The sequence below is a fragment of the Curtobacterium sp. S6 genome, from assembly GCF_000710345.2.
Lineage (GTDB): Bacteria > Actinomycetota > Actinomycetes > Actinomycetales > Micrococcaceae > Rothia.
The window spans coordinates 1,454,854-1,475,576 of the sequence record NZ_JHEL01000015.1 but is presented as its reverse complement, the minus strand read 5'-3'; the positions used below and the strand labels follow the sequence as shown (position 1 = coordinate 1,475,576).

General features: G+C 66.6%; 15 protein-coding genes. 10 read left to right on the top strand and 5 right to left on the bottom strand.

Features of this window, described 5'->3' with window-relative positions; translation table 11 throughout:
- Positions 1-67 precede the first annotated feature (67 nt).
- On the top strand, positions 68-1,513 hold the full coding sequence (locus CURSPS6_RS08915) for a sugar porter family MFS transporter (protein WP_030015642.1): 1,446 nt from the start codon (positions 68-70) through the stop codon (positions 1,511-1,513).
- Positions 1,514-1,598: 85 nt separating this feature from the next.
- Here the strand turns inward: CURSPS6_RS08915 and CURSPS6_RS08910 are convergent, their stop codons facing one another.
- Both CURSPS6_RS08910 and CURSPS6_RS08905 read right to left on the bottom strand, forming a co-directional pair.
- Positions 1,599-3,563: an ABC transporter ATP-binding protein gene (locus CURSPS6_RS08910; RefSeq protein ID WP_035810371.1), complete on the bottom strand. Its 1,965-nt coding sequence runs from the start codon at positions 3,561-3,563 to the stop codon at positions 1,599-1,601.
- Positions 3,560-5,317: an ABC transporter ATP-binding protein gene (locus tag CURSPS6_RS08905; RefSeq protein WP_030015639.1), complete on the bottom strand. Its 1,758-nt coding sequence runs from the start codon at positions 5,315-5,317 to the stop codon at positions 3,560-3,562. Before CURSPS6_RS08905 ends, CURSPS6_RS08910 begins: the two co-directional genes overlap by 4 nt.
- Before the next feature lie 187 nt (positions 5,318-5,504).
- Here CURSPS6_RS08905 and CURSPS6_RS08900 point away from each other — a divergent pair, with 187 nt between their 5' ends.
- The gene (locus tag CURSPS6_RS08900) at positions 5,505-6,635 is read left to right on the top strand and encodes a zinc-binding dehydrogenase (RefSeq protein WP_030015638.1); all 1,131 of its coding nucleotides are present in this window, start codon (positions 5,505-5,507) and stop codon (positions 6,633-6,635) included.
- 539 nt (positions 6,636-7,174) lie between these two features.
- On the opposite strand, the gene CURSPS6_RS08895 is transcribed toward CURSPS6_RS08900, so the two are convergent.
- Complete coding sequence (locus tag CURSPS6_RS08895; RefSeq protein ID WP_051687779.1) at positions 7,175-8,074, bottom strand: LysR family transcriptional regulator; 900 nt, start codon at positions 8,072-8,074, stop codon at positions 7,175-7,177.
- Between the two features lie 150 nt (positions 8,075-8,224).
- Between CURSPS6_RS08895 and CURSPS6_RS08890 the strand changes: the two genes are divergently transcribed.
- The 8 genes from CURSPS6_RS08890 to ald are packed head-to-tail and all read left to right on the top strand — an operon-like array spanning position 8,225 to position 18,147.
- The gene (locus CURSPS6_RS08890) at positions 8,225-9,445 is read left to right on the top strand and encodes a M24 family metallopeptidase (protein WP_235503711.1); all 1,221 of its coding nucleotides are present in this window, start codon (positions 8,225-8,227) and stop codon (positions 9,443-9,445) included.
- Complete coding sequence (locus CURSPS6_RS08885) at positions 9,442-10,674, top strand: PLP-dependent aminotransferase family protein (protein ID WP_030015634.1); 1,233 nt, start codon at positions 9,442-9,444, stop codon at positions 10,672-10,674. The genes CURSPS6_RS08890 and CURSPS6_RS08885 overlap by 4 nt, the downstream gene beginning before the upstream one ends.
- On the top strand, positions 10,671-11,906 hold the full coding sequence (locus CURSPS6_RS08880; protein ID WP_035810370.1) for a M20 family metallopeptidase: 1,236 nt from the start codon (positions 10,671-10,673) through the stop codon (positions 11,904-11,906). Before CURSPS6_RS08885 ends, CURSPS6_RS08880 begins: the two co-directional genes overlap by 4 nt.
- 48 nt (positions 11,907-11,954) lie before the next feature.
- On the top strand, positions 11,955-13,436 hold the full coding sequence (locus tag CURSPS6_RS08875; protein WP_152978096.1) for an MFS transporter: 1,482 nt from the start codon (positions 11,955-11,957) through the stop codon (positions 13,434-13,436).
- Positions 13,433-14,188, top strand: coding sequence for an SDR family NAD(P)-dependent oxidoreductase (locus CURSPS6_RS08870; RefSeq protein WP_030015630.1), 756 nt, complete (start codon positions 13,433-13,435; stop codon positions 14,186-14,188). Before CURSPS6_RS08875 ends, CURSPS6_RS08870 begins: the two co-directional genes overlap by 4 nt.
- Positions 14,189-14,217: 29 nt before the next feature.
- Positions 14,218-15,516 (top strand): aspartate aminotransferase family protein, encoded by a 1,299-nt coding sequence (locus CURSPS6_RS08865; RefSeq protein WP_082470390.1) that lies wholly within the window; start codon positions 14,218-14,220, stop codon positions 15,514-15,516.
- Complete coding sequence (locus tag CURSPS6_RS08860) at positions 15,513-16,994, top strand: NAD-dependent succinate-semialdehyde dehydrogenase (RefSeq protein ID WP_030015627.1); 1,482 nt, start codon at positions 15,513-15,515, stop codon at positions 16,992-16,994. The genes CURSPS6_RS08865 and CURSPS6_RS08860 overlap by 4 nt, the downstream gene beginning before the upstream one ends.
- Positions 16,995-17,028: 34 nt before the next feature.
- On the top strand, positions 17,029-18,147 hold the full coding sequence (ald, locus tag CURSPS6_RS08855; protein WP_030015626.1) for an alanine dehydrogenase: 1,119 nt from the start codon (positions 17,029-17,031) through the stop codon (positions 18,145-18,147).
- Positions 18,148-18,214: 67 nt separating this feature from the next.
- Here ald and CURSPS6_RS08850 read toward each other — a convergent pair whose 3' ends face one another.
- Both CURSPS6_RS08850 and CURSPS6_RS08845 read right to left on the bottom strand, forming a co-directional pair.
- Complete coding sequence (locus CURSPS6_RS08850) at positions 18,215-19,267, bottom strand: Gfo/Idh/MocA family oxidoreductase (protein ID WP_082470275.1); 1,053 nt, start codon at positions 19,265-19,267, stop codon at positions 18,215-18,217.
- Position 19,268: 1 nt separating this feature from the next.
- Entirely contained in the window at positions 19,269-20,477 is a 1,209-nt protein-coding gene (locus CURSPS6_RS08845) for a Gfo/Idh/MocA family protein (protein WP_030015624.1), read from the bottom strand.
- Positions 20,478-20,723 lie beyond the last annotated feature (246 nt).

Genomic DNA, 20,723 nt, shown 5'->3' with positions numbered 1-20,723 from the left:
ACCCACCACCTGATAGTTCATTGTGCGCGGGGCCTGCCGCCCCTCGCCTGTTGATAAAGGAGTCATCATGAGCGCCGTCACCCCGGAGAGGTCTTCGTCTCCTCTCCCGCCCTTAACCGACGGGCCACATAAGAAGAGATTGGGCGTCGTCGCCCTGGTCGCAACCTTCGGCGGCCTGCTGTTCGGTTACGACACCGGCGTGATCAACGGCGCCCTGGAACCGATGAGCGCAACCCTCGGCCTGACCGCCGATACGCAGGGTCTCGTTACGAGTACCCTGCTGGTCGGCGCCGCGATCGGCGCGGTGAGCATCGGTAAGCTCTCGGACGCGTGGGGACGTCGCAAGACGATCCTATTGCTGGCGGTGTTGTTCTTCCTCGGCACGCTGGTCTGCGTCTTCGCACCCGAGCTCATCACCCTGCTCGTCGGTCGCTTCCTCTTGGGTCTCGCCGTCGGTGGCGCGTCGGCCGTGGTGCCGGTGTTCCTCGCGGAGCTCGCACCGTACGAGATCCGCGGCTCGCTCTCGGGCCGCAACGAGATGATGATCGTGATCGGTCAGCTGGCGGCCTTCGTGGTCAACGCGATCCTCGGCAACACCCTCGGGCACATGGACCACGTCTGGCGCATCATGCTCGCGGTCTGTGCGATCCCGGCCATCTTCCTGTTCTTCGGAATGTTGCGGATGCCCGAATCGCCGCGCTGGTTGATCTCTAAGGGGCGTCAGGACGAGGCCCTTGCCGTGCTCAAGACGATCCGTTCCGAGGAGCGCGCGGTCGCCGAGATCGACGACGTCGAGCGCATCAACGCTCTCGAAGAGAAGAAGCACGAGGCCGGTCTGAAAGCGGTCTTCAAGAATAAGTGGTTGCTGCGGATTCTCCTGGTCGGCGTCGCGGTCGCGGTCTTCCAGCAGTTCACCGGGATCAACTCGATCATGTACTACGGATCGATCGTCCTGGAGGAGTCGGGATTCGCTTCGAACGCGGCCCTGATCGCCAATATCGCTCCGGGCGTGATCGCCGTGATCGGTGCCTTCATCGCCCTGTGGATGATGGAGAAGATCAACCGACGCACCACCGTGATCACCGGCTACTCGCTCGTGACCATCTTCCACGTGCTGATCGGCATCGCTTCCTTCACGGTCCCCGAGGACAGCGCGGCGCGGCCGTTCATCATCCTGATCCTGGTGGTCGGGTTCGTGGGATCCATGCAGACCTTCCTCAACGTCGCCACCTGGGTCCTTCTCTCGGAGATTTTCCCGCTGCACATGCGCGCCGTCGGCATGGGGTTCACCGTGTTCTGCCTGTGGATCGCCAACGCCTTTGTCAGCTACTTCTTCCCCGTGGCCCTGAACGCGGTGGGTCTGACCGGCTCCTTCTTCGGATTCGCCGTGATCAACGCGATCGCCGTCCTGGTGATGTACAAGTTCCTCCCCGAGACGCGCGGTCGCACGCTCGAATCGGTGGAAGAAGACGTCACCACCGGTGCGATCTTCCAGGTGCACCGGAAGAAGTAAGCACCGAGTCCCACCGGGCCGCCCGCGGGGCGTGAGTGCGGTGGAGGTCGCCGAGGCCGCTCGCTACCCAGCGAGCGGCCTCGGCCTATTCTGCGCCCGGACCCGGGGAGTTTTGGTCGGCGGGCTCGACGTCCGTGTCGGTAGCGGCCATCGCGAACTGGGTCTCGTACAGCTCGTAGTACGGGCCGCCGCGGGCCATGAGGGACGCGTGATCGCCCTGCTCGACGATCCGGCCGTCCTCCATGACCAGGATGGTGTCGGCGTCGCGAATGGTCGAGAGGCGGTGCGCAATCACGAACGACGTCCGGGAAGCCCGCAGCACCGACATGGCTTTCTGCACCAACACCTCGGTGCGGGTGTCCACGGAGGAGGTCGCCTCGTCCAGGATCAACACGGACGGGTCGGCGATGAAAGCGCGGGCGATGGTGATCAGCTGGCGCTCGCCCGCCGAGACCGTGCCACCCTCCTGGTCGATCACGGTGTCGTACCCCTCCGGGAGGGCGTGGACGAAGCGATCGACGTAGGTCGCCTTGGCGGCGTCGATCACCTCGTCGTCGGTCGCGTCGAGCCGACCGTAGCGGATGTTCTCCCGGATGGTCCCCTGGAACAGCACGGCATCCTGAAGGACCATGCCGGTCGCGGCGCGTAGCCGGTGGCGGTTCATCCGCCGAATGTCCATGCCGTCGAGGGTGATGGAGCCGGAGCCGATCTCGTAGAACCGCATGATGAGATTGACCAGCGTGGTCTTGCCGGCGCCCGTGGGGCCAACGATCGCGATGGTCTGCCCGGGGTCCGCGACCAGGCTCAAATCCTGGATCAGGGGCGAGTCGTGGACGTAGGAGAAATTCACGTGGGAGAACTCAATGCGACCGAGGGCGCGGCGTCCCGCCGACGGTTCGGCGTGCTCCGTGGCGGAATCGGGCTCCTGTTCGTCCTCGTCGAGCAACTCGTAGACGCGCTCGGCGCTGGCCACGCCCGACTGCAACATGTTGGCCATGCCGGCGATCTCCCCGAGGGGCTGATTGAACTCGCGCGAATATTGGATGAATGCCGTCGCCCCACCCAGACTCAGCTGTCCGCTGGCCACCTTGAGGCCACCCAGGACCGCGATGCCCACGTACCCGAGGTACGAGATGAACTGCATGATCGGCATCATCGTTCCCGAGAGGAATTGGGCGCGGAAAGACGCCTGGTACACGCGCTCGTTGTGTTCGCGGAAGGTCCGCCCCATTTCCTCCGACCGGCCGTAGACGGTCACGAGGTCGTGGCCGGTAAAAGACTCCTCGATGTGGCCGTTCAATTCGCCGGTGGACTTCCACTGGGCGGCGAAGAGCTTCTGGCTGCGCTTGCCGATCACGCCGACCACGACCGCCGAAATGGGGATGGCCACGAGGGCGACCAACGCCAGTTGCCAGGACAGGGCGAACATCATCACGGCCACACCGACCACCGTCAACGCCGAGGCGATCAGCGAGGCCAGGGCCTGCTGTAGTGCCTGCTGGACGTTGTCGACGTCGTTGGTCGTCCGGGAGAGCATGTCGCCGCGCTTGTGGGTATCGAAGTAGCTCAGCGGCAGGTCGTTGAGCTTCGCCTCGACGCGGCGGCGCATGTCGTAGACCACGTGCATCACGATGTCGTTGAGCATGCGGCCCTGTATCCAGAGGAAAACGCCCGAGAGCACGTACATGCCCAGCACCAGAGCGAGGCTTCCGCCCAGGTCGACGAAGTCGATGCCCTGACCGGGGACGAAGTTGACCCCGGTCAGCATGTCGGCCATGCGGTTCTCACCCTTGGCCCTCATGCCGGCGATCACCGCCTCGGGATCCGCGCCGGCGGGCATCTGAGAACCGATGACCCCGCCGAAGATGATGTCCATGCCGTGCCCCAGGATCCGCGGCGCGATGACGTTGAGGATCACCGAGGCGATCAACAGAATCGTCATGATGGTCATCTGCCAGGGGTGACGCCCGAGCTCGCGGGTGAGGCGGAAAGCGGTGGGCCAGAACGCCTTCGCCGAGCTGGGCTCGGACTCCAAGGGGACTTCGCTCATGACGCCTCCTCGGCCGAAAGCTGTGATTCCACGATTTCTTGGTAGGTCTCGGAGCTGGCGAGCAGTTCCCGGTGGGTTCCCCGGGCGACGATCCGGCCGGCGTCGAGCACCAGGATTTGGTCGGCACCGGTGATGGTCGAGACGCGTTGGGCCACGATGATCACGGTGGCATCGCGGGTGACCGGGGTCAGGGCGTCGCGCAGGCGGGCGTCGGTCGCGACGTCGAGGGCGGAAAAGGAATCGTCGAAAAGGTACACCGCCGGTCGGGAGACCACCGCCCGGGCGATGCAGAGCCGTTGCCGCTGGCCGCCGGAGACGTTCGTGCCTCCCTGAGAGATGCCGGATTCCAGATCAGTCGCGTGGTCTGGGCCCTCTCCCGTGCTGCGATGGCGGACGAAATCCTCCGCCTGGGAAATCCGCAATGCCTCCCACATCTCTTCGTCGGTGGCCTCGGACCGGCCGAAACGGAGGTTGGTGGCGACCGTTCCCGAGAACAGATACGGCTTCTGCGGCACGATGGCGACGCGATCCGTGATCTCGGCGGGGGCGAGCCGCCGCACGTCCACGCCGTCGAGGAGGACCTGACCGTGCGTCGCGTCGTGTAGGCGCGGAATCAGGTGAAGCGCGGTGGTCTTCCCGGCTCCGGTGGACCCGATGATCGCCGTCGTGGTCCCTGGCTCGGCGCGGAAGGACAGCCCGGTCAACACCGGATCCTCGGCACCGGGGTAGTGAAACTCGACGTCGCGGAATTCCACGATGCCGCGGCGGGCCTCCGGGGTCACGAGGTGCTCGGCGGGCCCGACGGCCGGAACCGTCTCGATGATCTGCCCGATGCGGCGCCCGCAGATGATGGCGCGCGGAAACATCATCGCCATGAAGGACCCCATCATCACGGCCAAGAGAATCTGCATGAGGTACTGGAGAAAGGCCGTCAGCGAGCCGACCTCCATCTGGCCGGCATCGACCCGGTGGCCTCCGAACCAGAGGACCGCGACCTCCGCGCCGTGCAGGATGATCGTCAAGATGGGTCCCATCAGCACGAAGATCCGGCCGATCTTGACCGAGATGCCGGTGATGCTGTGGTTCGCGTCGTCGAAGCGTTGGGTCTCGTGGGGCTCGCGCACAAAGGCCCGGATCACGCGGATTCCCATGATCTGCTCGCGGAGCACGCCGTTGATGGCGTCGACCTTGTCCTGCATGACGGTAAATAAGGGAATGAGCCAGCGCACGAGGATGGCCATGATGCCGACCACGAGCGGAGCGGCGACCACGACCAACCACGACAGGCCGACGTCCTCCTGGAGGGCCATGACGATCCCGCCGATGACCATGAGCGGCAACGTGACCATGAAGTTCATGATCATCACGAACAGCATTTGAACCTGTTGGACGTCGTTGGTTCCGCGAGTGATGAGGGTTGGCGGCCCATACTCGGAAATTTCTTGGGCGCCGAAGCGGTCCACGGAGGCGTAAACGGCCCCTCGAAGGTCGCGCCCGAGGGCCATCGCCGCCTGAGAACCGAAATACACCGCGATGACGGCGGAGACGATCTGGGCCAGGGCCACGAGAAGCATGACGCCGCCGGTGCGCCAGATGAAATCGGTGTCGCCGGTGGCCACGCCCTCGTCGATGATGCGCGCGTTGAGGCTCGGCAAGTACAGGATCGCCAGCACGGAGATGAGCTGGAGGACCACGACCGCGATGATGTGGCCGCGATACGGCTTGGTGTATCGGCGAAGCAGTGTGAAAAGCATGGGCCACCCTGGGTCCTGAGCTAGATGATCGTGTTCGGGATGAGAACACAGCGTGCTACCCAGAAGACCAGGATTAGCGGGCCAGGTCAACAGCTGGTTTGTCGATCATGGGGCCGTCGTGGGGTGGGCGCCATGAGCGAATGGCGCAACAGTTGATTTCAATAGCTTCACGATGAAGTATCGAACTATGACCCACGCCACCATTCCAGAGACCATGCGAGCGGCCGTGTGGAGCGGCGACTCGCCCCGGCTGACCGTCGAGACCATCCCCGTTCCCACGCCGAAGGCCGAGGAGGCCCTCGTGAAGATCGTTTCGTGCGGCGTGTGCCATACGGACCTCCACGTTCTCAAAGGCGATGTGGCCTTCCCTGGGCCGGGCGTCGTCGGGCACGAGATCAGCGGCGAGGTCGTGCGGATCGGCCAGGGTACTGCGAACGCCGGCGAGATCGGTGTGGGCACCCCGGTGGTCGGAGCCTTCATCATGCCCTGCACCGAGTGTGAACAGTGCCAAGCCGGCAGGGATGACCTGTGCGAAAAATTCTTCGGGGAAAACCGCTTGAAGGGCAACCTGTTCGACGGGACCTCCCGACTCGCCCGTGCCGACGGGCAGCGGCTGTCCATGTATTCGATGGCAGGCATGGCCGACTACGCCGTGGTGCCCCTTTCGGCCCTCACCGCCCGGCCGTCCGGAATTCCCGCGGAGGAGAGCGCGATCCTCGGCTGCGCGGCCTTCACCGCTTATGGCGCGGTGCGGAAGGCCGAGGTGGCCGAGGGGGAGACGGTCGCGGTCTTCGCGGTAGGGGGAGTGGGGGCCAGCCTGATTCAGATCGCGAAACACCGTGGGGCGGGGAAAATCATCGCGGTCGACGTGGCTGACGAGAAGCTCGACGCCGCCCGCGCGCTTGGAGCAGACGAGGTTGTCAATTCGGCCCAACGGGACCCGCGCGAGGCCATCCTGGAGATGACCGACGGTAAGGGTGTGCATGTCGCCTTCGAGGCCCTCGGCCTTCCGCAGACCTTCACCCAGGCCGCGTCGTGTTTGCGCGAAGGCGGGCGGATGGTCGCGATCGGCATCGCACCGACGGGGGTTGTGGGCGAGGTCGAGATCAGCCCGCTCGTGCGTCGGGGACAGACCGTGACGGGCTCCTTCGGGGCCGTGACCCGCAAGGACCTCCCCGAGGTCGTGGAGCTGGCCGCGGAGGGCGGCTACCTCCTGAAAGAGGCCGTGACGAGGAGGTATTCGCTCGACGACGTCGATGCGGCGTACCAGGCGCTGGACCGGGGTGAGATCACCGGCCGGGCCATCGTCGTGATGTGAGCCTCGGATGGCCTAAGGTCCCACGGTGATTGCCCGGCCGTGGTAGATGATCCCCTACATGCTGTCCTCGCTGAGTCGGTTATGATAGTAGTAATCGACCCCCTCCTAAGCCTCTCCTCAGGAAGCTCAAATGGGAGGGGTCTATGCCATTCCGAGAGCATCGGGGTGGCTAAAGCGGGGTTCGCCTACCGAGTACGGTCTCTGGTCTGTCTCCGGAATCGATGCGCTCATCTCCAGCGGCTGTGGCATCATTCGGTGCTGGATGCAGGACCGACGCCCAATAAAGTCCGGCATCGTGCTAAATGGCTGGTGGGGCAGTTCGGACCACGATCGGTCGTCGACGTCATTGCATCCATGGACGATAGCTCAGTACGAAGTGAAATCAGCGATCCTGTGCTGCCTCTGATGGCAGAAAAGTATCAGCGAGATGCGAGATTTTGGCAGGGGACGGTGAGGCCGCAGAGCCCCCCGGGACCACGAAGTCTGAACGCCTCGGAAGTAACAGTGAGCGAACTAGACGAGCCACCTGCTTGGGTCCGTCATTCGGCCGTCGCGGCGATCGTGTGGTCGAGCAGGGCCGCGATCGCGGGCCGGAGATGGCCGCCGCGGCGGGTCACCGCGTAGACGTCGCGGTACAGCTGCGAGGCGACGTCGTCGGCCCACTCGATGCGGTGCTTCGGCCGGTCCAGAGGGTTGACGCCGTTGTCGAAGACCATGTCCGGCAGAAAGGCGGCGGCCATCCCGGCCTGGACCAAATCGTGGTGAAACCGCAGGTCGGATGACTCGTAGGAGATCTTCGGCTCGAATCCCGCCCTCCGGCAGATGCCCTTGGCCCATTCGGAGGCCATGGTTCCGGAGGTCTCGAAGACCCACGGCACTTCTCCGAGTTCGCGCGGATCGGTGATCTCCCACGGCGCGTACGCGACCATGGGCTCCCGAAACAGGTGCACCGAATTCCGCTCGGTGTCCACGGGTTGGGGCCTGCCGGAAAACTCGTCCGTGATGGCGACGTCGGTGCGCCGGCCCAGCAGGCTGGTGATCGCGGCGTCGGGTTCCAGCAGGGTGAATTCGACCGTCACTTCCGGATGCGAGGTTTTCATGCGCCGGAGGATGTCGGCGAAGTAGGACACGGCGAAGGACCCGAAGGAGCACAGGCGCACGGTGCCGTGGACCTGGACCCGGGCCGAATCGATCTCCGCCTCGGCGATCTCGAGGATCTCGATCACCTGATCCGCGCGCCGCGCGAGCCGCTTTCCCATGGGCGTCAGCAGGATGCGGCGGCCCACCCTTTCGGTGAGCGTCATGCCGACGTCTTTCTCCAGCTGGGACAGGTGCTGGGAGATCGCGGCCGGGCTGACGTCGTGTGCGCGCGCGACCGCGGCGAGGCTGCCCCGGGAATCCAATTCGCGGAGCAGGACGAGGCGATGGACGTTGAGCACGGGGATCCTTATCGACGACGCTGAAGAACTTAAGTACAACTTAATCCATCCAGCAAGTTCGCCCGCCTGTTTCCGCTTCCGGGACGCGAATAGCATCGATATTCACAGCGAATGAGATGTAGCCCACAGTGGCTTCGCGAAGGAGGGGAATTGTCCAGGCAAAATATTGACGGCACGCGAGAGGCCCCGTTCTCCGTCTCGGAATACGAGGCACGCCGGGCCGCGGTCCGCTCGCTGGCCACGGAGCGCGGATTCGACGCGCTGATCATCGCCGACCCGGCCAACATCTTTTATCTGACCGGTTACGACGCCTGGTCCTTCTACATGCCGCAGATCCTGTTCCTGCCCGTGGACGGCCAGCTGTACTTCATCTCCCGGGAGATGGATGCCCACGGCGCCCACCGGACGATCACCGCGGTCTCCCGTGACCAGATCCTGGCCTATCCGGAAAGCTACGTGGACCAAGCCGATGCGCATCCCGGCGACTGGATGGCCGAGACCCTTCGGGAGCTCGGCTACGGAGGCCCCATGCGCGTGGGCTACGAGGCGGATACCGCCTTTTTCACCGTCCGAACCTTCACCTCGCTGGCCGCGGGGTTGCCGGAATGGGAGCTCCGGGATTCCCAACACCTCGTCGGCAGGGTCCGCCTGGTCAAGTCCGACGCCGAGATCGACTACATGCGCAAGGCCGGCCGGGTCTGCGAAGGGGCCATGGAAGCGGCTTTCGACGGGTTCACCCTGGGCCGCCCGCAGAACGAGGTCGCCGCCGATGTCATGGCGGCCCAGGCCCGAGGAACCGATGGGATCGACGGGGATTACGCCTCGATCGTTCCGCTCTTCCCGATGGGCGCCGGCGCCGATACCCCGCATCTGACATGGGCTGACGTCCCGACGCCGGGCGATGTTCCGATCTCCGTGGAGCTTGCCGGCGCGCATCGCCGGTACCACGCGCCCCTCGCCCGGACCGCGATCATCGGCACCCCGGCGCCCGCCCTGGATCGCCTGGCGGGCGTGGCGGTCGAGGCCCTGGAGGCCGCCCTGGAGACCCTGCGCGACGGCGTGACGAGCAGCCAGGTCGCCACCGCCTTCAGCGATGTTCTGGCGCGCAACGGATACAGCAAGAACTCCCGGCTCGGGTACTCGATCGGCGTCGGATACCCGCCCGACTGGGGAGAACGGACCGTCAGCATCCGCGCCGGTGACGACACCGTGCTCCACAGCAACATGACTTTTCACCTGATCGCCGGCATGTGGCTGAGCGGAATGGGCTTTGAGGTTTCCGAGTCCATCCGCGTCACCGACACCGGCCACGAAACCTTCAGTTCGGTCCCGCGCGGGCTGATTTCCCTCGATTCACGGAGGCACTCATGATCACCCCGACGATTTCCACGACCAGGCTGGCCGACCGCGCCTCGGAGCTGAAGGGCTCCGTGATCGACGCGTCGACCGCGTTGCTGGCAAGCCAGACCCACGACATCGTGCGCTTCGCGATGGGCGCCCCGAACGACGAGCTGATTCCCACCGAAGACTTCGGACGCCTCCTCGGAGCCCCCACGGAAGGGCGTTTTGGCTACGGCGCGAGCGAGGGCGAGGACGCCCTCATCGAGCAGATCATCCGCCACCAGGCCGAACGCGGGATCCAGACGACCCCCGACCGCATCGTGGTGACCACCGGTGGAATGCAAGGGCTCGACATCTCCTTCAAAATGATCGTGGATCCCGGTGACACCGTGATCGTCGAGTGCCCGACTTACACCAACGGCATCGGTACCGCGCTGAGCTACCAGGCGAACATCCTGGAAGCCCCGATGGACGAGAACGGGTTGGTCGTCGAGGCGCTGCCGGATCTCGTCGCCGCCTCGGGACGCACGCCCAAGGCGATCTACACCATCCCGAATTTCCAGAATCCGAGCGGAACGACGCTGTCCCGCGAGCGGCGCGAGCGCCTCCTGGAGCTGGCCGAGCAATGGGACGCCTACATCATCGACGACGACCCCTACGGTCTGCTGCGATTCGAAGGCGAGGACATCCCGGGATTCCTGGCCCTCAGCCCCGGAAACCCGCGGGTCATCCAGGTGCGCACCTTCTCCAAGATCCTGGCCCCGGGCCTCCGCGTCGGATGGATGGACCTGGACCCCCACCTCCGCGAGATTGCCGTCAACGCCAAGCCCGCGATGGATACCTGCACCAGCGTTCCGATGCAGACGATGATCGCCGACTATCTGGCCGAGGGCGGCCTGGACGGGCACCTGAACCGGTTGCGATCGATCTACCGGGAACGCAAGGAAGCGATGGTCCACGCCCTCGAGGAAAGATTCGGCCAGAACGTGACCACGACCAACCCCGACGGCGGCTTCTTCCTGTGGGTCGACCTCACCGGTCGCTACGCGGACGTGGACGCCGAAGACCTCTTCCCGCTCGCCCTCCGACACGGGGTGGCCTACATTCCGGGCCCGGCCTTCACGGATTCCGCGACCCAGCGCCACGCGCTGCGCCTGTGCTTCGCAACCTCCTCGCCGGAGCGCATCCGCGAGGGCGTCGAACGCCTGGGCACGGCCCTCGACGAATACGTGGAAACCCGGGCGGGGGTCTCGTCATGACGCAGACGCGATCGGAGAACGCCGCCGCGACCGCCACCGAACGGGAGGTCCTGGACGGTATCCGGGTGGAGAAGATCGTCGCGCTCGCCGACGAGCTCATCCGCTCCCGCGGGGAGAATCCCGGAGAGACCGAGGACGCCACGGTGTTCTCGCTGTCGGCCGCGTTGGCGGCCATCGGGGCCCGAGTCGAGCTCGACGAGGTCGTCCCGGGCCGGTCCAATCTCATCGCCCACCTCGGCGGGGACGGGGCCGGGACGGGCGGCATCTTGTTCTTGGGGCACAGTGACGTCGTCCCCGCGGGCTCCGGGTGGACCGGGGACCCGTACGAGCCGCGCCACGTGGACGGTCGGCTCATCGGACGGGGCGCCGTGGACATGAAGGGCGGCCTGGCCGCGGTGATCGTAGCGATGTCCTCCGTGAACTGGGTGTGCCCGGAGCTGCCGATGACCCTCCTCGTGACCGTCGACGAGGAGCGCGATGCCGCGGGCGCCCGCCGGTACGTCGCGACCCAGCCCGAGGGCCGGTACCTGGGGTGCGTCGCGGCGGAGCCGACCGGGATGGACATCATCACGGCCTGCCGCGGGGCCACCAATTTCCGGCTCGAGGTCACCGGGGCCAGCGCCCACGCGGGCAACCCGGACGACGGCGCGAGCGCGATCCTCGCGGCGGGCGAGGTCCTGCGGGCGATCGAGCGGGACGACGTCCTGCTCCGCGAAACCCCCGACCCCCTGCTGGGGCGGGCGAGCTGGAACGTCGGGACCGTCGCCGGCGGTCACGGAACGTCGATCGTGGCGGACCGGTGCGAGCTGGCGGTGGATCGACGGACGCTTCCGGGCGAAGAGCCCGAGGTCATCCTGTCCCGCCTTTTGGCCAGCGCGAGCGAGGCCGTGACCGCCGCCGGCCGGCCCGGGACGGACCGCATCTCGCTCACGGGCGCCGTCGAGATGGTGATGCCCGGTTTCAAGACCGACGCCGAGGACCCCTTTGTGCTCAGGTGCCAGGATGCCGTGCGTCGGGCCGGCGGCAGCGGGCGAACCGGGGCATGGAGCGCGGCCTGCGAGGGCGGATTCATGTCCCAAGCCCATGCGATTCCCACGGTGGTTCTGGGCCCCGGGGACGTCAACACGCAGGCGCACCAGCCCGACGAACAGGTCGAGATCGACGAGTTGCTCTTGGCCGCCAGAACATACGCCGTACTTGCCCTTCGTTGCTCGGAACAACCGGGCGGCTAAATCCCCTATCACCGGGTGGCCCCACCACCCCGCACCTCTGGAGGACACATGTCCAACGTTGCAGTGTATGAACCCCCTCCCATCACCTCAGAGATCGACATGACGGTCGCCGAGAAGAAGACCGCGCGGAAGTCCGTGGCCGGGTCGGCGATCGGTAACGCGATCGAGTGGTTCGACTATGGCATCTACGGATACCTGCTCGTCTACATCTCCGACCTGTTCTTCACCTTCGACGACGGCAACGCGGCCCTGGCGCGCGTCATGGCCCTCGGAACCTTCGCGGTCTCCTTCCTGGTGCGGCCGCTCGGCGGATTCATCTTCGGCCCCCTCGGGGATCGCTTCGGTCGCCAAAAAGTCCTGGTCCTCACGATCATCCTGATCAGCGGTTCCACGGCGTGCATCGGCCTGTTGCCGACGTACGGTTCGATCGGCTTCATGGCGCCCGTTCTGTTGATCGCCCTGCGCGCGATCCAGGGCTTCTCCGCCGGCGGCGAGTACGCCGGGGCGGCCGTGTTCATGGCCGAGCACGCCCCGGATAATCGCCGCGGGATCTACGGTTGCTTTCTGGAGTTCGGGACGCTCGTGGGCTTCAGTGGCGCGGCGATCCTGTGCACCAGCCTGACCCTCGTGGTCGGCGAGGACGGCATGACGGCCGGTTGGTGGAGGCTTCCGTTCCTGCTGACCGCGTTGATGGGCGTCCTGGCCCTGTGGATGCGGCGTCACCTCCACGACCCCGAGGCGTTCACCGAGGACGTCGAGGAGGCCGTGGAGCACCCCTCGGCCCTGAAGGCCCTGGGCAACCTGCTGAAGAGTTACCCCACGCAGATCCTCAAGCTCATCGGGTTCGTGACGCTGCTGAACGTCGCCTTCTACCTGGTGCTGACCTACATGCCCAGCTACCTTTCGGCGACCCTCGGTCACAGCACCGCGCAGGCGAACTTCTCGCTGGTGCTCATCCAGCTGGTGATGATCGCGGTGATCGTTCCGTTCGGCGCGCTGAGCGACAAGATCGGGCGTCGGCCCCTGCTGATCACGGCGTCGATCGGGTTCATCGTGCTCTCGGTCCCGGCGATGATGCTGATTCAGCTCGGAACCTTCTGGTCCCAGCTCCTCGGCATCGGGATCCTGGGACTCTTCCTCGTCATGCTGATCTCCACGATCTCCGCGACGTTGCCCGCGCTGTTCCCCACGCGGGTCCGGTACTCGGGATTCGCGATCGGTTACAACATCTCCACGGCGCTGTTCGGCGGAACCGCGGGCATGTTCAACGAAATGCTCATCAACAAGACCGGCAACGTGCTCATGCCGGGCTGGTACCTGGCCATCGCCGGGGTCATCGGCCTGATATCGGTGCTGACCTTCCGCGAGACCGCCGGTCGCTCGCTGCGCGGCAACGTGGTTCCCGGCAGCGACGACGACCTGCGGATCGCTCGCGGCGAAGAACTCATCGGAACCAAAACCGGTTCGGTTCCCACCGTCGGGGCGGGAACCTCGACGAACACCACCATCGGAAAGGACGGCTCATCGTGACGAATCAACCCCGTGTGGCCCTCGTGACCGGGGCGAATTCCGGCATCGGAATCGAGATCGCCCGGCGCCTCATCGAGGACGGCTTTCGCGTGATCGTCAGCGGTCGCAACAACGAACGCGGCCAGGAGGTGGCCGATCGACTCGGCCCGGAGGCCTCCTGGGTTCGGGCGGACCTCTCGGACTCCTCGGCGGTGCAACTGCTGATCGACGAGGCCGTCCGCATCGGCGGGCGCCTCGACGTGCTGGTCAATAACGCGGGCGTGGACCTGGTCGGCCCCATTCTGGACGTTCCCGAGGAAGAGATCCGCGAGAACTTCGCGACGAACACCTTCGGCACGATCTTCGCGTTGCAGGCCGCGGGTCGCGTGATGCGCGACCAGGGGCAGGGCGGGGCCATCATCAACATCACCTCGCGCCTGGCGATGATCGGGGTGCCGACCATGAGCCTCTACAGCGCGGGCAAGGGCGCGGTCCAGGCCCTGACCACGGCGGCCGCCGTCGAGCTGGCCCCGCTGAACATCCGGGTCAACGCGGTGGCCCCGGGGATGGCCAAGACGCCGCTGTATGACACGTGGGTCTCCGAGCAGGAGGATCCCGAGGCCACCGAGCGCGAGGTCGCCAGCAAGATCCCTCTCGGGCGGATCGCGCTCCCGTCCGACGTCGCCGCGGCCGTCTCGTATCTGGCCAGCCCGGGCGCCGAGTACATCACCGGGACCACCATCCCGGTCGAGGGCGGATACCTCTCCCAGTGACCACCGCGAACACAGAAAAGGATCAGATCATGACTACCACCGTAGGAACCACCACCGACCCGACGACGCCCGTCGCTCAAGGATCCGCGCTGTGGCCCGCCCAGGCGCGCGCCTCGCAGGTCTTCGGGCGTCAGCTCGTGATCTCACGCGCCGAGGGCTCGTTCATCGAGACCGAAGACGGCCGTCGGCTCTTCGACGGAACCGCCGGCCTGTGGCACGCGAATATCGGTCATTCGCGGCCGGAACTCGCGCGGGCCGCGTACGAGCAGATGATGAACCTCGAGACCTACCACACGTTCGCGCGCTTCACGAACGATCGGGCCGCCGAGCTGGCGGAGATGCTGGCCGAGGTCTCACCGATCCCGGACCCCAAGCTGATCCTCAACAGCGGCGGCTCGGACGCGATCGACGTCGCGTGCAAGCTCGCGCGTCGTCACTGGCAGCGCGAGGGACGCGAGTCCAAGCAGATCATCCTGAGCCGCGAGTTCGCCTATCACGGCCTGCACGCCTACGGCACGAGCATCGCGGGCCTCGAATTCAACCGGGAGGGATACGGCACCGAGTCGCTCGTCCCCGAGACCGCGCGGGTTTCCTTCAACGATCCCGAGCAGGTGCGTCGCGCCGTCGCCGAGATCGGTGCGGAGAACATCGCGGCGATCGTCACGGAGCCCGTTCAGGGCACGGGCGGGGTCAACCCGCCGACCGAGGGCTACCTGGAGACCATCCAGGAGCTGTGCCGCGAGAACGATATTCTGCTGATTCTCGACGAGGTCATCACCGGCTTTGGCCGGCTCGGAACGATGTTCGCGACCGAACGCTACGGCCTGCAACCGGACCTGGTGACCTTCGCCAAGGGCGTGACCTCGGGGTACGCGCCGCTGGGCGGCATCTTTGTGAGCCGAAGGATCTGGGAGCCGTTCTTCGCCGATACCGACGACGCCCCGATCTTCCGCCACGGTTCGACCTACGCCGGGCACGCGACCGCGGCGGCCGTGGCGGTCGAGCACCTGAAGATCCTACGCGACGAAAAGCTCGTGGACCGCGTGCGCGAGTTGGAACCGACCTTCGTGAAGGACCTCGAGGACCTCGCCCGGAATAATCCGGAGGTCACCGAGGTCCGGTACGCCGGGCTGCTCGGCGGGGTGACCCTGCGCGAGGGGGTGGCCGTCGAGAAGGTGTGCGACCGCATGATCGACAAGGGTTTCATCTCCCGCCCGCTACGCGGAAACACGCTCCAGGTGAGCCCGCCGTTCATCGTGACCGAGCAGGAACTGACCGACTTCTTAGCCGCGATGAGCGAGGCCATCACCGAGGAGGCCGCGGCATGAGCCCGAACCAGACGAGCCCCACGCGCGTCGTGCTCACCGCCGGCGACGCCGAGCTGAGCCGCGCGGACGAGGCGATCGGGCGGCTGGGCATGCCCGCACGGGGCATCGAGGTCACGGACCCCGGGACGGAAGAGGTCATCGCCCGCGTCCCCGACGCGAGCCGAGAGGACATCACGGCGAGCATGGAATCGGCCGACCGGGCGGGAACCGCCTGGGCGCGCACCACCCCGCGGGAACGCTCGAACGTGCTGCACCGCTGGTGGGAACTCCTCGTGGAGCACGCCGAGGAACTGGCCCTCGTGATCACCCGCGAAATGGGCAAAACCTTGGCCGAGGCCAAGGGCGAGGTCAAGTACGGCAGCGACTTCGTGCGGTGGTACGCCGAGGAAGCCGTGCGCGCGGGAGGCAATTTCCAGGAGGCCCCGGACGGTGGATCGCGGATCCTGACCCGGCGAAGCCCGGTGGGCCTCGCGGTCTTGATTACCCCCTGGAACTTCCCGCTCGCCATGGCAACCCGGAAGATCGCCCCGGCCCTCGCGGCGGGATGCTCCGCGGTCCTCAAACCCGCGACGGCCACCCCGTTGACGGCCTATTACGCGGTTCAGCTCGCCCGTCAGGCCGGCGTTCCCGAGGATCTGGTCCAGGTCCTCACCACGTCGAGCTCCCGTGTGATGAGCGAGACCGCGCTCCGGGACCCGCACGCCCGGAAGGTCTCCTTCACCGGCTCCACGGAGGTCGGCCGGACCCTGTTGGGTCTCGCCTCGGAGCGGGTCCTGCGCACCTCGATGGAGCTGGGAGGCAACGCACCGGCGTTGGTCTTCGACGACGCCGACCTGGACCGGGCCGTCGAGGGCGTCATGGCCGCCAAGCTCCGCAACGGCGGCCAGTCCTGCATCGCGGCGAACCGCATCTACGTGCAGGACGGGATCGCCGACGCATTCGTCGAGGCCCTCGGGGAGAAGTTTGCGGGCGTGCGCCTCGGCCACGGCCTGGCCGCCGACGCCCAGCTGGGGCCTCTGATCAACGCCCAGGCCGTGAGCGACATGGAACGCCTCGTTGAGGGCGCGGTCACGGAGGGCGCCGAGTTGAGGGTCGGCGGCCGCACCGCGGGGGAGTCCGGAAACTACTTCGAGGCGACGGTGCTCGACCGGGTTCCGGCCGAGGCTGACATCGCCCGATCCGAAATCTTCGGACCGATCGCGGCGATCCAGCGGTTCTCGACCGAAGAGGAAGCGATCCGACGCGCCAACGACACCGAATTCGGCCTGGCCGGGTACGTCTTCACCGAAAGCCTGGACCGTGCCTTCCGGGTCGCCGACGCGATCCAGTGCGGGCTCGTCGGGATCAACCAGGGGGTTCCGTCCAACGCGGCCGCGCCCTTTGGCGGGGTCAAACAGTCGGGGGTGGGGCGCGAAGGTGGCGCCGAGGGCCTCGAGGAATATCAGAACATCCGCTTCTACAACATCGCGTCCCGCTAGGACGCACCCACAGCCGTTTCAAGGAGGAAACACGATGCGTATTTCGGTAGTTCGGGAAATCAAGCCGCAGGAAGAACGGGTCGGGCTGACCCCGGCCAACGTCGCGGAGCTGGTCCGGGCGGGGCACACGGTGCTCGTCGAGGCCGGCGCGGGAACGGCCGCGGGATTCGAGGACGAGTCCTACACCCAGGCCGGCGCCGAGCTGACGGATCAGGATCAGGCGTGGGCGCGTGCGGAACTGCTCATTAAGGTCAAGGAGCCCGTGGCGGCCGAGTATCGCTACCTGCGCCGCGATCTGGTGCTGTTCACGTACCTCCACCTCGCGGCCGACCGGCCGTTGACCGAGGCCCTTCTGGAAGCGGGCACGCTGGCCATCGCCTACGAGACCGTGCAGGACGAGACGGGTCTTCCGCTGCTGACACCGATGAGCGAGATCGCCGGGCGGCTGGCCATCCACGCGGCGGCCCGCCACCTGACCCGTGACGGTCAGGGCCCGGGGCGGCTGCTCGGCGGCGCGCCGGGGGTGGCCCCGGGGCGCGTGGTGATCATCGGTGGCGGCGCCGTGGGCGCCAACGCGGCCCTGCTCGCGATCGGTTTGCAGGCCGAGGTCACGGTCCTGGACATGTCGCCGCGCCGCGTCCGCGAGCTGGAGACCCTCCTGGACCGTCGCGCCCGCGTGCTGATGTCCAACCCGGTGGTGGTCGAGGAAGAGTTGGCGCACGCCGACGTCGTGATTGGGGCGGTTTTGGTGCCGGGCCGGGCCGCGCCGAAGGTCGTGCGGCACGAGCACCTGCAACTGTTGCGCAAGGATGCGCTGCTGATCGACGTCGCGATCGATCAGGGCGGCGCCTTCGAGACCTCGCACCCCACGACCTATGCCGAGCCGATTTTCGAGGTGGACGGCATTCGGCACTACTGCGTGGCCAATATGCCGGGGACCGTCCCGCAGACCGCGACGTACGCCCTGACCAACGCCACGATGCCGTACATCAAGAAGATCGCCGCCCTCGGCGCCGATCACGCGATCGACGCTGACCTCGCGATCGCGAAGGGCGTCAACACGTCGGACGGACGCCTGCTCCAGCCGGGGGTCGCGGCGGCCTTCCCGGATCTGGCGGCCCGCGCGTCGGAGGGGGCCTGGTCCGTGGCTTGATTCGCAGGGCGCGAGACGCGCGGGCACGAGCCGAACCGGCCCGTGCCCGCGCGTTGTCGACGGTCGATTAGTCGCCGCGTAGCTCACGCAACGGCCGCACCGCCTCCGGGCGTCCGCTGGCGAGGGAACGCTGGGCGGCGTCGAGCAACTCCACGCCGGGCACTCCCGAGGACGGGGTGGAGGCGTTGGTGCCCTGCCCGTCGATCATCGCGACGAAATCCTGCATCTCCCGGACGAAGGCCGAGGCGAACCGGTCCTGGTAGTCCTCGAACGTCGATTCGGGGACGTGGATCCCGCCTTCCCCGTCGATGCGGCTGATCGCGACCCCGTCGGCGCCGCCCACGGAATACGTGCGTTCCGTCCCGTGGACGACCGTCCGAACATCCTGGCCCTCGGCGTGACCTCGCATGACCGATATGGTCGCGCTCAGCCCCGAGGCGAAGGTTAGGTGGGCGCTCGCGGTGTCCAGCTGATCGTGTTCGCGGTAGGACTCGTGCGCGGCGACGGACCCGACCGCGTACACGGTGCTCGCCTGCTCCCCGACGAGCCACGGCACCAGATCGAAGTCGTGGGCCATCATGTCCGCGAAGATTCCTCCGGACCCGCCCAGGGCTTCCGGGTCCGCGGCGGATTTGTCGTGGTCGAAGGAGAAGACTGCCCGCAGGCTCCCGGCGCGCCCCGCGTCGAGCAGGCCCTTGAGGGTCTGGAACTCGCGGCTGTGGCGGCGGTGGAAGCCCACCATGACCTTCTGGTCCGCGCCGGCGGCCTCGATGCCTTCCAACAGGTCGCCGTATTCGCGTGCGGTCAGGGCCAGGGGCTTCTCCACGAAGACCGGCAACCCCATCCGTACGGCGTGGGCGACCATCGCCGGGTGAGCCGATCCCGGGGTCGTGATCACCACGCCGTCGGCGGCCTCTAGCGCGTCATCCAACCGGGTCGTGATGCTCAGGTGGACGCCGGCGGCCTCCTGGCCGACGCGCTCGGTCACCGCCTCGGCGTGCTCGGCGACCCGCGCTGCGTCGCGCCCCACGAGCTCCACGTGGGTGACGCCCTCCGTGGTCATCAGATGGGCTGCGTGCATTTGGCCGATCGATCCGGCCCCCACTACGGCGATTCTCATATCAGCCGACCCTCACCTCGGCGCCACCCTGTTGGGCAGAGTCCGCGATGGCCTGAATGATCTTGAGGGTGTGCAGACCGTCCGCAAAGTTGCCGCACGGGGCCAAGTCGCTGGAGACCCCGGCAACCTGTTCGAGGAAGGAGCGCGCCTGAATCGCGAAGTTGTCGTTGTAATTCCAGCCGACGCCGGGGGCGTCCATGGCGGTGGAGTTCGCGTACAGCGGTGTCTCGGAATTGATCAGGACGCGACGCTGGCCTCGGGATTCGGGGGAGGCCTGGGCGTCGTCGTACATGTACTCGCCCGGCTTGGTGATGTCGAAGGAGGCCTGCGCGCGAGGCCCGACCACGTGGTAGGTCTGTGAATTCGGGGTTCCGAAGGCGACGCGGGAGATCGTGTAGGTGCCCACCGCGCCATTGGCGAAACTACACGTGAAGGTCAGGAAGTCCTCGTTCTCGACGGGCTCGACCTCGTCGGACACCTCGACGTGGCCGTGGCCGACCACCGCGCCCAGGGGCAGGTGGCGTTCCTTGTAGATGGTGTCCATGACGGCGCCGCGGACCGCCGTGACCGGACCGTTGAGGTATTCGCCGGTGTCCAGGACGTGGGAGCCCAGGTCTCCGAGGGCGCCCGAACCGGGCCCGCCCTTGTAGCGCCAGGACATCGGGGCCTTCTCGTCGCAGGAGTAGTCGCACAGATACGTGGAGATGAAGTTGGTGACCGGCCCGAATTCGCCGGAATCGACCTTTTCTTTGATCGCGTTGACGGCGGGCATCCGGCGCACCGTGTAACCGACCGACGTGATGAGCGGCCGGCCGTAGCGGTCGGTCTTCTGGCCGTATTCTTTCTCCAGCTGGACCATCGCCTCGGCGTCCTCGAGCGTCCCGGCCAGCGGCTTCTCGCAGAGTACGTGCTTGCCAGCTTCGAGGAGACCGCGGGCGATGCGCAGGTGCAGGGCGTTGCCGACGACGATGCTGACGGCGTCGATCTCGGGATCATTCGCCACATCGGTCCAGTCCCCGTAGACCTTTTCGAATCCGTAGCGTCGGGCGGTGTCTTGCCCGAGTTCCTGGTTCATGTCCGCGACCGCCGCGAGACGGATCGCGGGGAAATCTGAGTCGAAGACGGAACCCGCCTGACGGTATCCGTAGGCGTGGGCACGACCTGCCATGCCGGCACCGATGACTGCGACGGAGAGCGTCTGCTCGCTCATGTTTCCTCCTTGGATTAATGACCGTATGTCAGGACAATTATTCTGAGTTGCAGATCACAAGGTCAAGGGGTTTGGTGCAAAAGATGCCGAGGCATGTTTTTGCGCGCGGAGATGAGGGGGAGGTCGAGCGGGCTGCGCCTCGGAGCTGGATGGCCAGGTGGAGGGGGCGACGGACGGGCGCTCCTATTTTTGCGGCCGGTGCGCACTGGTCGTCACAGGAATGGGTGGGGTCGTGGGTGTCTCGAT